Raw genomic sequence first — 14,154 nt, 5'->3', positions numbered from 1 at the left:
TACCCTTTCTCGCAACGCTTCAGGAGCACCGAACGTGTCCGTCCTAGCCGCTCCGCCCATCGCCACCCAAATGTTCGGAAGCGGGTTGATCGGCCTCCGAGAAGGCCTGGAAACGGGCATCGTCGTCATGATCCTGGTCGCTTTCCTCGTCAAGGCCGAGCGGCGCGACGCGTTGAAGTGGGTCTGGTTGGGAGTCGGGCTGGCTGTTGCCATGGTGGCAGCGATCTTTTTCGTCATTCACTACGGAACGTCGACGGTCACCGGACTGACCGCGGAGATCATCGCCGGAGCCGCCTCGCTGGTCGCCGTCGGCATCGTCACCGCGATGGTGCTGTGGATGCGCACCGCTGCCAAGGACATCTCCGGCGAACTCCGCTCCGGCATGGAGCGAGCGTTGACCGTCGGACCACTCGCGGTCCTGGCGCTGTCGTTCTTCGCCGTCGGACGCGAAGGCGTCGAAACTGCGTTGCTGATGGTCGGATACGCGGAGAACACGGGCGGCAGTTCGTGGCCGCTGCTGGGACTTCTGCTGGGAATCGTCGCCGCGGCCGGACTGACGGTTCTGCTGTACTTCGGCGCCATCCGCATCAATTTCGCGGTGTTCTTCAAATACACCGGCATCTTCCTGATCGTCGTCGCGGCAGGCATTCTCGCGTACGGAATCCGTGCACTGCAGATCGGCGGGATTCTGCCCGGCGGAGGTTCGACGGCCTTCGACATCACCGCACAGTTCGACGCTTCCAGTTGGTACGGCACCGTCCTCGCCGGCATCTTCAACTTCCGACCCGAACCCACCGTCCTGCAGGTCACCGGATGGGTGCTCTACCTCGCTGTCGTTCTCTACCTGTTCCTTCGGCCGGTTCGCGTACCCGAACCCGCAGTCACCTCATGAAAGGCACTCCCTTGCGCCGTACCACCTTTGCGCTGGCCGCACTCGCGGCTCTGCCGCTCGCTCTCGCCGGCTGCACCGAGAAATCGTCGTCCGACGGCGGATCCGAGTCCGGTTCCGGCGACATCGCCGTCGCCGCCACCGACACCACGTGCGATGTCGCGACGTCCGAAGGAACGACCGGCAACTCGACGTTCCAGATCACGAACAACGGAACCAAGGTCACCGAGTTCTACGTCTACGGCGAAGGCGACCGTGTCATGGGCGAGGTCGAGAACATCGGACCGGGCCTGACGCGTCAGCTCATCGTCGCCCTGCCCGACCCGGGCACCTACCAAACCGCCTGCAAGGCAGGCATGGTCGGCGACGGAATCCGCGCAGACTTCGTCGTCTCCGGCGACGCCGTGCGTCAGGCCGACGAGAACGGACTGCTCGACGAGGCAGCAACCGGCTACAAACGATACGTCGTCAGCCAGGTCGACGCGCTCCAGGAGACTACGTCATCGTTCGTCGCCGCCGTGAAGTCCGGCGACATCGAAGCCGCAAAGACCCAGTTCCCCGTCACCCGCAGCTACTACGAGCGCATCGAGCCGGTCGCCGAGGCGTTCCCCGACGACCTCGACCCGCGCATCGATCTGCGTGAACCGGACGTCGAGCCCGGTGATACCTGGACCGGCTTCCACCGCATCGAGAAAGATCTCTGGGAGCAGGGGCTGCAGCCCGACACGAACCAGATGGCCGATCAGCTTCAGGCCGACATCGCAGAACTCGCCGAGAAGGTCAAGGCCGAGGACTTCACCATCGACCCCATTCAGGTCGCAGGTGGCGCCCAGGGACTGCTCGACGAGGTCGCCAAGACCAAGATCAGCGGTGAGGAAGACTTCTTCTCGCACACCGACCTATGGGACTTCCAGGCGAACGTCGACGGCTCCCAGGCAGCAGTCGCCGCAGTGCGTCCGATCATCGATCAGAACGACGCAGAACTGGGGTCAGCCATCGATGCACGCTTCGCCGAGCTCGACGCCGAACTGGCCGAGTACCGCCAGGGCGACGGCTTCGTCTTCTACGACACCGTCACCGAACCCCAGCGTCAGGAACTCTCCAACAAGATCGACGCACTGTCCGCCGAGGTAAGTCAGGTACAGGGTGTCGTTGCCGGACAGTAATACCTCTCGCTTCTCTCGGCGGCGCCTGTTCGGCGCCGTCGGGGTGGGCGCGGCCCTCGTCGGGACGGGAGCCGTTGCCGCATGCGCGGAGTCCAACGAGGACCGGCCGTCGGACATCGTGGAATTTCGCGGAGCGCACCAGGCCGGCATCGTCACCCCGGCACAGGACCGCATGCACTTCGTCGCATTCGACATCACCACCGAGTCACGCGACGAATTCGTTGCGCTGCTCCAGAAGTGGACGCTCATGGCGGAGCGGCTCACCCGGGGCGAAGAAACATTCGACGGTGGCGCCGTCGGCGCGGGTGAGTACCGCCCGCCGTCGGACACCGGTGAGGCATTGGGATTGTCCGCGTCGTCGTTGACCCTGACGATCGGATTCGGGCCCGGACTGTTCACCCGCTTCGGGCTTGCGGATCTCAAGCCGACGTCCCTGGCCGACCTGCAGCACTTTCCCGCCGACAATCTCGACGAACGCCGCTCCGGCGGCGACCTCTGCATCCAGGCCTGCGCCAACGACCCGCAGGTCGCAGTCCACGCCATCCGCAACCTCGCACGTGTCGGATTCGGCACCGTGTCAGTCAAATGGTCCCAACTCGGATTCGGGCGCACGTCGTCGACGTCGACCACCCAGGCGACACCACGAAATCTGTTCGGATTCAAAGACGGAACGGCCAACCTCAAAGCCGAGGATCCCGACCTGCTCGACGATTACATCTGGGTCGGGGAAGACGACGATCAACCATGGATGGCCGGAGGCTCGTACCTCGTTGCGCGTCGAATCCGCATGCTGATCGAATCCTGGGATCGGACCACGCTGAAGGAGCAGGAACGAGTCATCGGGCGCAGTAAGGGAACCGGCGCACCCCTGGGCCTGAAAGACGAATTCGACGCTCTCGACCTCGATTCCAAGGGTCCTGAAGGATTGCTGATCGACTCCGACGCCCACGTGCGTCTCGCCTCGAAGGAGAACCTCGACGGCATCCAAATCCTCAGGCGCGGTTACAACTTCACCGACGGCTCCGACGGCTTCGGTCACCTGGACGCAGGACTGTTCTTCATTGCGTACTGCCGAGACCCACTCGAGCAGTTCGTGCCCATGCAGCTGGCCCTGGCACGCAAAGACCTACTGAACGAATACATCCAACACGTCGGCTCCGCCGTCTTCGCCTGCCCGCCCGGATTGGGTGAATCGGAATTCTGGGGGTCTACCCTCTTCGCATGAATGGTTCATTCATGCGAGCAGACAGCGTGTGTGGCGCATCCAGGCCGCTCGACGAGAACGTCTCCTGCCGAAGTGGAACCGATCCGGCCTCGCGTGCGTCTAACCTGACGACGTGATTTCTGCGAGGGGGAGACTATGCGTAAGGCCTGTCTGACGGCGATCAGCGTCGCACTGCTGGTCGGCTGCTCCACCGACATCACCGGCAGCGCCGTCGCCGACTCCCCCTCCGACCAGACCTTCGACCCCTGCACCATCCCCGACACCACCATCACCGCCGCAGGCCTCGATCCAGCCTCCAAAGACTCCATGGCAGACAAGGGCTACACCACCCCGGGCTGGACCATTTGCGGGTGGGACTCGATCAGTGGGGAAGATTGGTACACATTCGATGTCTACTTCACCCCCGACTACGACCTCAACGATGTACGTGAAAACCCGCAGAACTCGGGATTCCAGAGCGTCGAGGTCACTGATCGAAATGCACTCGTCTACCAATCGAGAGTCACCGACACCGAGAATTCGTGCGAGATCGCTTTCGATACCGCGATTGGTCTCGCCCTGTTCAGCGCGTCACGCAAAGGGTCGTCGCAATCCTCGAGAGACCTGTGCGAAATCGTCGTTCGCCATACTCGTTCCATAAGTCCCGCCGTGCCGAAATCGTAGGATACTGCAACAGAGGAGATTCTGATGTCGCCTGAACACCCGATTGCACCTCGTCTTACCTACTGGCAGAGCTTGGCCATCGCCGCCGACAACGGTCAGCTGTACTTGGACGCCGATACCGCTAGGCAATGCAATCAGAGCTGTGTCAACTACCTCGACAGACTCGACCGACATCGAGCGACGGCGCGTCAATTAGGCAAGATCGATGGATACGGCGACTTCGAGATGGGCAAACAGTTTGCACAAATTCTGTCCGAGAAAGCCGTGGGCGGACAGAACAGCATGGTCGGTGTCATCGACAGCCACATTCAAGTGGTGAAGGAAATGCAGGCGGTGTTCCAGAAGTTCTTCGATCAGTACTCGGACACCGATACAGATAATGCATCCGACGTCGCGCAGACGTTCCCCAACTGATCCACCGGCCAGGCCTCGCCGTCGTCGGCGATGAAGTTTGCGCGGATGCCGGGTCTACACTCCGGAACGGCACCTTCGATGCGGGGAGACACATGGCACAGCTACTGCGGGTACAGAATTTCACCATCTCAGCCGACGGGGTCGCCGCAGGCGTCGACCAGAGCCTCGAGAACCCGTTCGGTCTCGACCATCTGACGTTGATGAAGTGGTTCTTCGCCACGGCAAGTTTTCCGGGCAACGCCGGCTCCAGTGGGTCCCGGGGCTTGGACGACTACTTCGCCCGCGATTTCTCGAACAACATCGGCGCCGAGATCATGGGCCGGAACAAGTTCGGACCTCAACGCGGGCCGTGGACGGACCACGAATGGGAGGGGTGGTGGGGTGATGAGCCACCGTTCCGCACCCCGGTGTTCGTACTCACGCGCCACAAGCGCCCCTCGATCCAACTCTCCGACACAACGTTTCACTTCGTCGACAGTTCGCCGGCAGATGTGTTGGACAGAGCCAAGCAGGCGGCCGACGGTAAGGACGTACGTCTCGGCGGCGGGGTCACGACAATCCGCCAGTTCCTCGACGCCGACCTGGTGGACACTCTCCACATCACTGTCGCGCCCATCGAATTCGGGTCGGGGCTGAAGCTGTGGGAGTCACCCGACGAACTCGACGACCGATTCGAGCACGAAACCATCCCCAGCCCCAGCGGCGTCACACATCATCTGTTCTGGCGTAAGTAGCCTCATCGCAGACGCACGCCCAGGTGCGCAGCATTGACCGAACGTCACATTCGCTCCGGAAAACCGGCCGACCAGCCCCTCATCGCTTGGATGTCACATTCATGCGTACCGGTAGCTAGCAGGGCCCATTCGTGCGCCAAAGGGGGCGGACCTACCGCCTACCCCAGTTCTCGATCCATTCGATGGCGGTGAGTTTGCCGGGGACTGCGCCGTGGACCTTGGCGGATTTTTCGGCGTCGCGGATACGGTCGGCGAAACGCAAGACGTTGCGTCGCAACAAGTCCTCGGCGCTTTCGCCCCCGTGACTGTGGTCGAGGCCGATGTGTACGACGCGAAGTTCGTCGGGAATCAGCTCGTCGGGCAGTCCCGCTTTGCTCGCCCGCGCGACGACTTTCTGGGCCAGTGCCAGTGCGGGTTGGGACAGTGCGACGCCGTCCAAGCAGGAACCGCGGGCTTTCTCGGCTGCCTTCTTCTCCTCCCACGCTTTCTCCTGCACAGCGATGTCGATCGGGCCGGTCGATCCGTCGTCGAGGTGCGGGGTTCGGTGCGTCAGCTTTCGTACAAGACCCGCTGCTACGTCGTCGACGTCGAATGCATTTTCCGACGCGTCCTGCGCGATCCGAGAATGAAACAGCACCTGCAGCAGGATGTCGCCGAGTTCCTCTTTCAGGTCGTCGAGGTTGCCGCTGTGGATCGCATCGAGAAGCTCGTACGTCTCTTCGAGCAGGTAACCGCTCAACGACGCGTGTGTCTGCTGAGCTTCCCACCCACCGCGGACCCGAAGGCGGTCCATCAGAAGTACGGCAGCGATAAGGTCGTCACCAGGCAGTTTAGGCGACGAGATCACGCGGTCACCGCGCCGAATGCGCTGCTGCACATCCGGGTTCGACGGGTCGGTGCTGACGAGGACCTCGGCCGAGCCGTCGGCGTGCGCGGTACCCGAGAACAGCCACCGGGTGCGCACCGGAACCTCCTCGGTGAACTCGACGATTCCGTTGAGGAATTCCACGGCCTCGGCCGGGACCATCGTCGGGCGAACGGGATCCAGCAGCACTACCGTCATCACACCCCCACAGTCTGCTCCAGCAACACCGACCTGGACGGTTTACCGTCGAGTGACAGTATGAGGTCGGCGATGTACTGGACCAACTCGACGTCCCGCACTCGCGCAGCACCGACGCCGCCGCCTTCCACGCGAGGCAGGGGCGTCTGCACCACACCGGTGGTGGCGCGGTACGCAGCGTTGGGGTAGAGCCGCTTGAGTCGGATCTGCTTGGAATCGGGCAGATCCATCGGGGCCAGCTTGACCTGGGTGCCCGCGACGTTGACGTCCGTGAGCCCGTACTCCTTCGCGATCAAACGAAGCTTGGCGACGGACACCAGGCGTCCCACTTCCTCGGGAAGTGGGCCGTAGCGGTCGACGAGCTCGTCCAGCACTGCGTTGATCGAGTCGGAATCCGTTGCAGCAGCAAGCTTTCGGTAGGCTTCGAGCCGCAACCGGTCGCTGGTGACGTAGTCCGGCGGAATGTGTGCGTCGACGGGCAGGTCGATGCGCACTTCCTTGGGCGCTTCGTCGGTGGAGATCGGTTTGCCGTCGGCGGCTGCCCGGTACGCTTCCACGGCTTCGCCGACCAACCGCACGTACAGATCGAATCCGACGCCGGCGACGTGGCCGGACTGTTCGGCACCCAGAACGTTTCCGGCGCCGCGGATTTCGAGGTCTTTCATGGCGACGGCCATACCGGCACCGAGGTCGGAGTTCTGCGAGATGGTGGACAGCCTGTCGTACGCGGTCTCGGTGAGAGGCTTCTCCGCCGGGTACAGGAAGTACGCGTAACCACGCTCGCGGCTACGTCCGACGCGTCCACGCAGCTGGTGCAGCTGAGACAGGCCGAGCGAATCACTGCGCTCGACGATCAGCGTGTTGGCGTTGGAGATGTCGAGACCCGTCTCGATGATGGTGGTACACACCAGCACGTCGGTTTCGCGTTCCCAGAAGCCCTGCACCGTACGTTCGAGGGTCTCCTCGTTCATCTGGCCGTGCGCCGTGGTGACGCGCGCTTCCGGAACGAGATCACGAATTCGCTTCGCGGCCTTGTCGATCGAACTGACACGGTTGTGCACGAAGAACACCTGACCGTCGCGCAGCAGTTCGCGGCGAATCGCAGCCGCGACCTGCTTGTCGTTGTACGCGCCGACGTAGGTCAGAACCGGATGGCGCTCCTCGGGTGGCGTGAGGATGGTCGACATCTCGCGAATCCCCGCGAGGCTCATCTCCAACGTACGAGGGATCGGAGTCGCGGACATCGTCAGCACGTCCACGTGGGTGCGGAGCGACTTGATGTGCTCCTTGTGCTCGACGCCGAACCGCTGTTCCTCGTCGACGACGATGAGGCCGAGGTCCTTCCACACGACACCCGTCTGCAACAGGCGGTGCGTGCCGACGACGACGTCGACGGTTCCGTCGGCCAGACCGGCCATGACCTCTTTCGACTCGGCGCCGTGGGTGAAGCGAGAGAGCCCCTTGACCGTCACGGGGAACGCGGCCATTCGTGCGGTGAACGTCTGCAGATGTTGCTGTGCCAGCAGCGTTGTCGGCACGAGTACCGCCACCTGCTTGCCGTCCTGAACTGCTTTGAACGCGGCGCGGACGGCGATTTCCGTCTTGCCGTAGCCGACGTCGCCGAGGATTACGCGGTCCATCGGAACTGCCTTCTCCATGTCCGCCTTGACGTCGGTGATCGCGGTCATCTGGTCCATGGTCTCGGTGAACCCGAACGCGTCTTCCATCTCACGCTGCCACGGGGTGTCCGGACCGAACGCGTGGCCCGGCGCCGCCTGACGCGCCGCGTACAACTGCACGAGCTCGCCGGCGATCTCACGAACCGCCTTGCGCGCCTTTCGTTTGGTGTTCGCCCAGTCGGATCCGCCGAGCTTGCTGAGCGACGGCAATTCGCCACCGACATAGCGCGAGAGCTGATCCAGCGAATCCATCGGCACGAACAATCGGTCGCCGGGCTGACCGCGTTTGCTGGGTGCGTACTCGATGACGAGGTATTCGCGTCGTGCACCGCCGACGGTGCGCTCGATCATCTCCACGAATCGTCCGATGCCGTGCTGATCGTGCACGACGCTGTCGCCGGCCACGAGAGCGAGCGGATCGACTTGATTTCGCCTCTTCGCCGGTAGCTTTCGCCCTTCGGTGGCAGCGACGCGGTTTCCGGTGAGGTCGCTCTCGGTGACGACCACGAGCCGGGCGTCGGGCAGAATCAGTCCCTCGTTCAACGTGCCACACAGGACGCTGACGACGTCCGGCAACGGCTCGGACCCCGACTCGATATGTGCCGCAGGTACTTCCGCTTCGCCGAGCCGCTCGATGATGCGGTTGGCGGTGCCTGCACCGGCGACGGCGATGACCGCGCGCCCACCCGTCGAGACGTGTGCGCGGAGCATCGCGAACACACCGGCGAGCAACTCCTCGGAGCCACGGACCTCCGGGACCGACTCGACGACGAGTGCGACCTCGTCCTCGCTTCCGGACGCGAGAGGACTGATGGTCCACCACGGTCGTCCCAGCGCCTGTGCGGATTCACGAATCTGCCTGAGCGAGCGGTACGCCGACGCCCCGAGATCCAGGCTCACTCCGCCGAGACTGTCGGTGTTGACCGTCGACGCGTCGAGCGGAGCCGCTCCGCCGACCGACGCGGCCGTCCACGACGCTTCCAGGAACTCTTGGCCGGTACGGACCAGATCGGTTGCACGCGTGCGGATTCGCTCCGGATCACACAGCAGGACATGCGCGCCGTCGGGCAATACGTCGGCGAGCAGCTGGAGCTCACCGGGTTGCAGCAGCGGTAGCAGGGCCTCCATGCCTTCCACGGGAACACCCGCGGACAGCTTGTCCAGCATCTCGACCAGCGCTGCGTCCGCCTGGTTGTCCGCAGCGAGCGCCGCCGCACGGTCACGGACGGTCTCGGTGAGAATCAGCTCACGACACGGCGGCGCGATGACCGACTGAATGGCGACGTCCGGGAGCGACCGCTGGTCCGCGACCGAGAAGGCGCGCAGCTCGGTGACCTCGTCGCCCCAGAATTCGACGCGAACGGGGTGATCGGCCGTCGGCGAGAAGATATCGAGAATACCGCCGCGAACGGCGAATTCACCGCGCTTACCGACCATGTCGACGCGCGTGTAGGCCAGTTCCACGAGGCGGTGGATGAGCCCGTCGAAGTCGATTTCGACGCCGACGCGCAAGCCGATGGGTTCGATCTCCCCCAGCCCCGGCGCCATCGGCTGCACGAGCGAGCGAACGGTGGTGACGATGACCTGAAGCGTCGGGCCGTAGTCCTTGTCGTCCGGCCGGGCCAGGCGTCGCAAAACCTCGAGCCGTCGGCCGACGGTGTCCGCACTCGGGGACAACCGCTCGTGCGGCAGTGTCTCCCACGACGGGAACTGAGCGACGGCGTCGCCGAGAATCTGTTTCAGTTCCGTCGTCAGATCGTCGGCCTCACGGCCGGTTGCGGTGACGACGAGGACCTGCGCTCGCTCGGCGATGGCGGATGCGACGAACGGCCGCACCGAATTGGGTGCGACGAGGGTGCGCTCCGCGGCTCCGACGGCGTCGCGCACGGCGGCGAGCGTGGAGTCCGACAGTGCGACGCGCGCGAGGCCCGACAGTGCAAGCGAAGAATCGGAAGACAACTGCGGGGCTCCTGAGCGAGATCGGCGCAATGGATATCGCGATCGATCCTACCGCCGACGTCGTGCGTCCTTTACATACGTCCAGCTACGGGCAACTAGTGCCGGATGACGCGCCGGGCCGCGAACTCACGGAAGTACTCGACCTTGCCCGCCGTCACGAGTGACGGAAGGAGGTAGTACCAGAGACGTTCCATCCGTGACGGAAGTTCCTCCGTGTTGCCTGTGGCGACGGCAACCATGTGCACGCCGGTGAGGATCTCGAGGACGAGAGCACCGATGGTCGCGGGGTCGGCGTCAGCGGCGAGGTCACCTTGCTTGATCGCCTTGGCGGCCAGCGCGTTGAACGACTCGCTCCAGCCGGACATCACGTTGCCCTGGGTGCCCCGGTAGTCACCGATCTGGTGGCTGAGCCGCAGCATTGCCGACACCATCGGGTCACTCACCGACATGTCGACGACGATGTAGGAGATGCCGATGGCTGCTTCCAGAGCGGGGATACGGCCGTCGTTGAACTGCTGGCACGCCGCGATGAGCCGGCCGTTGCCCTCGTCGATGACCGCGCGAGCCAACTCTTCCTTCGACCCGAAGTGGAAGTAGAGGGCACCTTTGGTGACCTGGGACTGAGAGATGATCTCGCTGAGGCTCGCGTTCGCGTAGCCGAGCCGCAGAAAAACATTTGCGGCACCCGACAGCACGGTGTCGCGCGTGATCTCAGCGCGTGCCTGTCTGACCATTGGATCCGCCTTCGCAATACTCGACTGCCACTGCGCAAATTACGAGCGAACGGTACCACTCGGTGGCATTCTTACCTTGGTCAACGTGCAGATGGTCCGAACAACATACATGCGTCGCTGTGAAGTAGGTCTCATGGACGCAAATCAAACCCTACCCGCTCTTTCACCGACACGTGGGGAAATACTCGGCTCATTCACCGGCCAGTAGGGGCGCGGCCTCCAAATTGGTGAGACCGTTCCAACACAGATTGACGACGTGCGCGGCGACGACTTCCTTCGACGGCTCCCTGACGTCGAGCCACCACTGAGCCGTCATGGACACCATCCCGACCAGCGCCTGCGCGTAGAGCGGCGCGAACCCGGCGTCGAAACCTCGACGGGTGAAGTCGCCGGCGAGGATGTGCCCGACCTGGCTCACCGCATCGTTCAGCAACGACGAGTACTTGCCGTCGGCAGCAGCGACCGGAGAGTCACGGACCAGGATGCGGAACCCGTCGGTTCGCTCCTCCACGTACGTCAGCAATGCGAGAGCAACCCGCTCGACCCTCACCCGCGATCGGTTCTGCGACAGCGACGAGGTGACCATGTGCAGCAGAGTCGACATCTCGCGGTCGACGATGACGGCGTAGAGACCTTCCTTGCCGCCGAAATGCTCGTAGACGACGGGCTTCGACACGTTCGCGCGGACCGCGATCTCCTCCACCGACGTCGCCTCGTACCCCCGCTCGGCGAACAAGGAGCGGCCGATCTCGATCAACTGTTCGCGACGCTGCGTGCCCGTCATCCGGACACGCGGCGCCTTCTCGGGCTCGGACATGGCGCACCTCCCTGTGATCTGGTCACTCCTGCCGGTTTCCCGGCGTCGAAACTTGGAGCTCCGGTCTCCCAGCGTCGAAACCCGAGCTTATGGGACGAATGACACCGATCGGCGGGAGCGGTTCGACCTCGGGCCACCCCGCATGCGAGACTCGTTGCGCTCGGCGGGAGCTTCGAGGCCAGTAGTCTGTCTTGTGCAGACACCGGCGACCGGAGAAACCGCTGGTGAAATGATCCGCCGTGGTGTAATGGCAGCACCTCTGATTTTGGTTCAGATAGTTCAGGTTCGAGTCCTGGCGGCGGAGCGAGAAACATTGCCCTGAAGATCCAGTTCAGCGATCGTCGCCCGAGGAGCCCCGTTGCCGTTGCATACCGCCGTGGTCGTTCTCGCAGCAGGTGCAGGCACCCGAATGCGATCCAAGACCCCGAAGGTTCTGCATCCGCTGGCCGGGCGGACGATGCTCGCGCACGCTCTGCACGCCGCCGCCGACCTCGGTCCCGACCACCTCGTCACCGTCGTCGGACACGACCGCGAGCGGGTCACCGAATCCGTCCTCGAACTGAGCGAGGAACTCGGACGCACCATCGTCACCACGGTGCAGGAACAGCAGCTGGGCACCGGCCACGCAGTGCAGTGCGGCCTCAGTGCACTTCCCGACGATTTCGAGGGAACCGTCCTCGTCACGGCAGCCGACGTCCCCCTCCTCGACGGACACACCCTCAAAGCCTTGCTCGACGAGCACCTGAGCGCGCCGCTTCCCGCAGCAGCGACGGTCCTGACGTTCGTGCCCGACGACGCCAACGGGTACGGCCGCATCGTCCGCGCCGACGACGATCAGGTCGCCGAGATCGTCGAACACGCCGACGCCACCCCCGCGCAGGTACTGATCGACGAGGTCAACTCCGGCGTCTACGCGTTCGACGCGACCGCGTTGCGCGTCGCGCTCGGCAAGCTCAGTACGGCCAACGCGCAGCACGAGCTCTATCTCACCGACGTCGTCAAGATCAGCAAGAGCAGCGGCCTACCCGTGTACGGAACCCAGCTCGCCGACCCCGACCTGGTCATGGGCGTCAACGACCGCGTTCAGCTCGCCCACGTCACCGCCGTCCTCAACCGCCACATCGTCGAAAAGCACATGCGCGCGGGAGTCACCGTCGTCGATCCCGCGACCACCTGGATCGACATCGACGTCACCGTCGGTGCCGACGTTCGACTCGAGCCGGGTGTCCAGCTGCTCGGCAGCACCCACGTCGGCGAGGACGCCGTCATCGGACCCGACACGACTCTGCGCGACGTCGTCGTCGGCGAACGCGCATCCGTCGTACGTACGCAGGCAGACAAATCCACCATCGGGCCCGGCGCAACCGTCGGGCCCTTCGCCTACCTGCGCCCCGGATCGGACATCGGGGACAGCGCCAAGATCGGAACCTTCGTCGAGACCAAGAACTCGACCGTCGGCAACCACTCGAAAGTGCCGCACCTGACGTACGTCGGAGATGCGACCATCGGCGAACACTCCAACATCGGAGCATCGAGCGTGTTCGTCAACTACGACGGCGTCAACAAGAGCCGAACCGTAGTCGGATCCCACGTCCGCACCGGCTCGGACAACATGTTCGTCGCCCCCGTGCGAGTGGGCGACGGCGCGTACACCGGAGCAGGCACCGTGCTCCGCAACGATGTACCACCGGGGACGCTCGCTGTCTCCGCTGGTTCCCAGCGCAACATCGAAGGCTGGGTCGAGAAGAAGCGTCCAGGCACTGCCGCAGCAGACGCTGCAGCACGCGCTCTGGCGGCCGAATCGGCAAACGCGCAAAAATCAAAGGACGGCGAACAGCAGTGACCACCCCGAACTGGATCGACAACCAGAAGAACCTCATGCTCTTCTCGGGTCGAGCTCACCCCGAACTCGCACAGCAGGTTGCGAAGGAACTGGGGATCGAGGTAACCCCGCAGACCGCACGCGACTTCGCAAACGGCGAGATCTTCGTTCGCTTCGAGGAGTCGGTCCGAGGATCGGACGCCTTCGTCCTGCAGAGCCACCCCTTCCCGCTCAACACCTGGTTGATGGAACAGCTCATCATGATCGACGCGCTCAAGCGTGGATCGGCGAAGCGCATCACCGCGATCCTGCCGTTCTACCCGTACGCCCGCCAGGACAAGAAGCACCGCGGACGTGAGCCGATCTCCGCACGCCTCGTCGCCGACCTGCTCAAGACCGCAGGCGCCGACCGGATCATCACCGTCGACCTCCACACCGACCAGATCCAGGGCTTCTTCGACGGCCCCGTCGACCACATGCACGCACACAGCCAACTTGCCGATCACATCCGCGACAAGTACAGCCTCGAACACATCACCGTCGTCTCCCCCGACTCCGGCCGAGTCCGCGTCGCAGAGAAGTGGGCCGACAGCTTCGACGGCGCACCCCTCGCCTTCATCCACAAGACCCGTGATCCACTGGTGCCCAACCAGGTCAAGTCCAACCGCGTCGTCGGTGACGTCGAAGGCCGCACCTGCATCCTGATCGACGACATGATCGACACCGGCGGCACCATCGCCGGCGCCGTCAAGGTCCTCAAGGAAGCCGGAGCAGGCGACGTCGTCATCGCCGCCACCCACGGCGTCCTCTCCGACCCCGCCGCCGAACGCCTCGCCAACTGCGGAGCCAAGGAAGTCGTCGTCACCAACACCCTCCCCATCACCGACGAGAAGCGATTCGACACCCTCACCGAGCTGTCCATCGCACCCCTCCTCGCCCGCACCATCCGCGAGGTCTTCGAAAACGGATCCGTCACAAGCCTGTTCAAC

12 protein-coding genes and 1 tRNA gene are annotated in these 14,154 nt (G+C 64.0%); 9 read left to right on the top strand and 4 right to left on the bottom strand.

Going from position 1 to position 14,154, the window contains the following annotated elements; genetic code table 11:
* The first annotated feature begins 34 nt into the window (after nt 1-34).
* From efeU to BH95_RS19490, 6 genes are all read left to right on the top strand, one after another.
* Nucleotides 35-892 carry an iron uptake transporter permease EfeU gene (gene efeU / locus BH95_RS19515; protein ID WP_019664573.1) on the top strand — a complete coding sequence of 286 codons (858 nt, stop codon included), beginning with the start codon at nt 35-37 and terminating at the stop codon, nt 890-892.
* Nucleotides 889-2,055: an iron uptake system protein EfeO gene (gene efeO / locus BH95_RS19510; protein ID WP_037183591.1), complete on the top strand. Its 1,167-nt coding sequence runs from the start codon at nt 889-891 to the stop codon at nt 2,053-2,055. Before efeU ends, efeO begins: the two co-directional genes overlap by 4 nt.
* Complete coding sequence (gene efeB, locus BH95_RS19505) at nt 2,036-3,280, top strand: iron uptake transporter deferrochelatase/peroxidase subunit (protein ID WP_080738041.1); 1,245 nt, start codon at nt 2,036-2,038, stop codon at nt 3,278-3,280. The genes efeO and efeB overlap by 20 nt, the downstream gene beginning before the upstream one ends.
* A 135-nt stretch (nt 3,281-3,415) precedes the next feature.
* Complete coding sequence (locus tag BH95_RS19500) at nt 3,416-3,943, top strand: DUF3558 domain-containing protein (protein WP_037183587.1); 528 nt, start codon at nt 3,416-3,418, stop codon at nt 3,941-3,943.
* Between the two features lie 24 nt (nt 3,944-3,967).
* A complete protein-coding gene (locus BH95_RS19495) occupies nt 3,968-4,357 on the top strand; it encodes a hypothetical protein (protein WP_037183586.1) in 390 nt (129 codons plus the stop codon).
* 92 nt (nt 4,358-4,449) lie between these two features.
* Nucleotides 4,450-5,091: a dihydrofolate reductase family protein gene (locus tag BH95_RS19490; RefSeq protein ID WP_037183584.1), complete on the top strand. Its 642-nt coding sequence runs from the start codon at nt 4,450-4,452 to the stop codon at nt 5,089-5,091.
* Between the two features lie 151 nt (nt 5,092-5,242).
* Here the strand turns inward: BH95_RS19490 and BH95_RS19485 are convergent, their stop codons facing one another.
* The 4 genes from BH95_RS19485 to BH95_RS19470 form a co-directional block, all read right to left on the bottom strand.
* Complete coding sequence (locus BH95_RS19485; protein ID WP_037161433.1) at nt 5,243-6,154, bottom strand: MazG family protein; 912 nt, start codon at nt 6,152-6,154, stop codon at nt 5,243-5,245.
* The gene (gene mfd, locus BH95_RS19480) at nt 6,154-9,792 is read right to left on the bottom strand and encodes a transcription-repair coupling factor (protein ID WP_037183582.1); all 3,639 of its coding nucleotides are present in this window, start codon (nt 9,790-9,792) and stop codon (nt 6,154-6,156) included. Before mfd ends, BH95_RS19485 begins: the two co-directional genes overlap by 1 nt.
* A gap of 95 nt (nt 9,793-9,887) precedes the next feature.
* Nucleotides 9,888-10,526 carry a ScbR family autoregulator-binding transcription factor gene (locus BH95_RS19475; RefSeq protein WP_019664565.1) on the bottom strand — a complete coding sequence of 213 codons (639 nt, stop codon included), beginning with the start codon at nt 10,524-10,526 and terminating at the stop codon, nt 9,888-9,890.
* 190 nt (nt 10,527-10,716) lie between these two features.
* On the bottom strand, nt 10,717-11,343 hold the full coding sequence (locus BH95_RS19470) for a TetR/AcrR family transcriptional regulator (protein ID WP_019664564.1): 627 nt from the start codon (nt 11,341-11,343) through the stop codon (nt 10,717-10,719).
* A 233-nt stretch (nt 11,344-11,576) separates the two neighbouring features.
* Here BH95_RS19470 and BH95_RS19465 point away from each other — a divergent pair.
* The 3 genes from BH95_RS19465 to BH95_RS19455 form a co-directional block, all read left to right on the top strand.
* A tRNA-Gln gene (locus tag BH95_RS19465) sits at nt 11,577-11,647 on the top strand.
* Between the two features lie 54 nt (nt 11,648-11,701).
* The gene (gene glmU, locus BH95_RS19460) at nt 11,702-13,186 is read left to right on the top strand and encodes a bifunctional UDP-N-acetylglucosamine diphosphorylase/glucosamine-1-phosphate N-acetyltransferase GlmU (RefSeq protein ID WP_052060086.1); all 1,485 of its coding nucleotides are present in this window, start codon (nt 11,702-11,704) and stop codon (nt 13,184-13,186) included.
* Nucleotides 13,183-14,154: ribose-phosphate diphosphokinase (locus tag BH95_RS19455; RefSeq protein WP_037185236.1), on the top strand; the 972-nt coding region annotated here is incomplete at its 3' end. The genes glmU and BH95_RS19455, both read left to right, overlap by 4 nt.

Origin of the sequence: Rhodococcoides fascians A44A (assembly GCF_000760735.1) — a bacterium.
In the GTDB taxonomy this organism is placed as follows: domain Bacteria; phylum Actinomycetota; class Actinomycetes; order Mycobacteriales; family Mycobacteriaceae; genus Rhodococcoides; species Rhodococcoides fascians_E.
This window is presented reverse-complemented; position numbering and strand designations above follow the sequence as displayed.

Excerpts from the sequence above, each read along its gene's own strand:
- efeO (WP_037183591.1), top strand. The coding sequence starts at position 889 with ATGAAAGGCACTCCCTTGCGCCGTACCACCTTTGCGCTGGCCGCACTC.
- BH95_RS19500 (WP_037183587.1), top strand. The coding sequence starts at position 3,416 with ATGCGTAAGGCCTGTCTGACGGCGATCAGCGTCGCACTGCTGGTCGGC.
- BH95_RS19495 (WP_037183586.1), top strand. The coding sequence starts at position 3,968 with ATGTCGCCTGAACACCCGATTGCACCTCGTCTTACCTACTGGCAGAGC.
- BH95_RS19490 (WP_037183584.1), top strand. The coding sequence starts at position 4,450 with ATGGCACAGCTACTGCGGGTACAGAATTTCACCATCTCAGCCGACGGG.
- BH95_RS19485 (WP_037161433.1), bottom strand. The coding sequence starts at position 6,154 with ATGACGGTAGTGCTGCTGGATCCCGTTCGCCCGACGATGGTCCCGGCC.
- BH95_RS19475 (WP_019664565.1), bottom strand. The coding sequence starts at position 10,526 with ATGGTCAGACAGGCACGCGCTGAGATCACGCGCGACACCGTGCTGTCG.
- BH95_RS19470 (WP_019664564.1), bottom strand. The coding sequence starts at position 11,343 with ATGTCCGAGCCCGAGAAGGCGCCGCGTGTCCGGATGACGGGCACGCAG.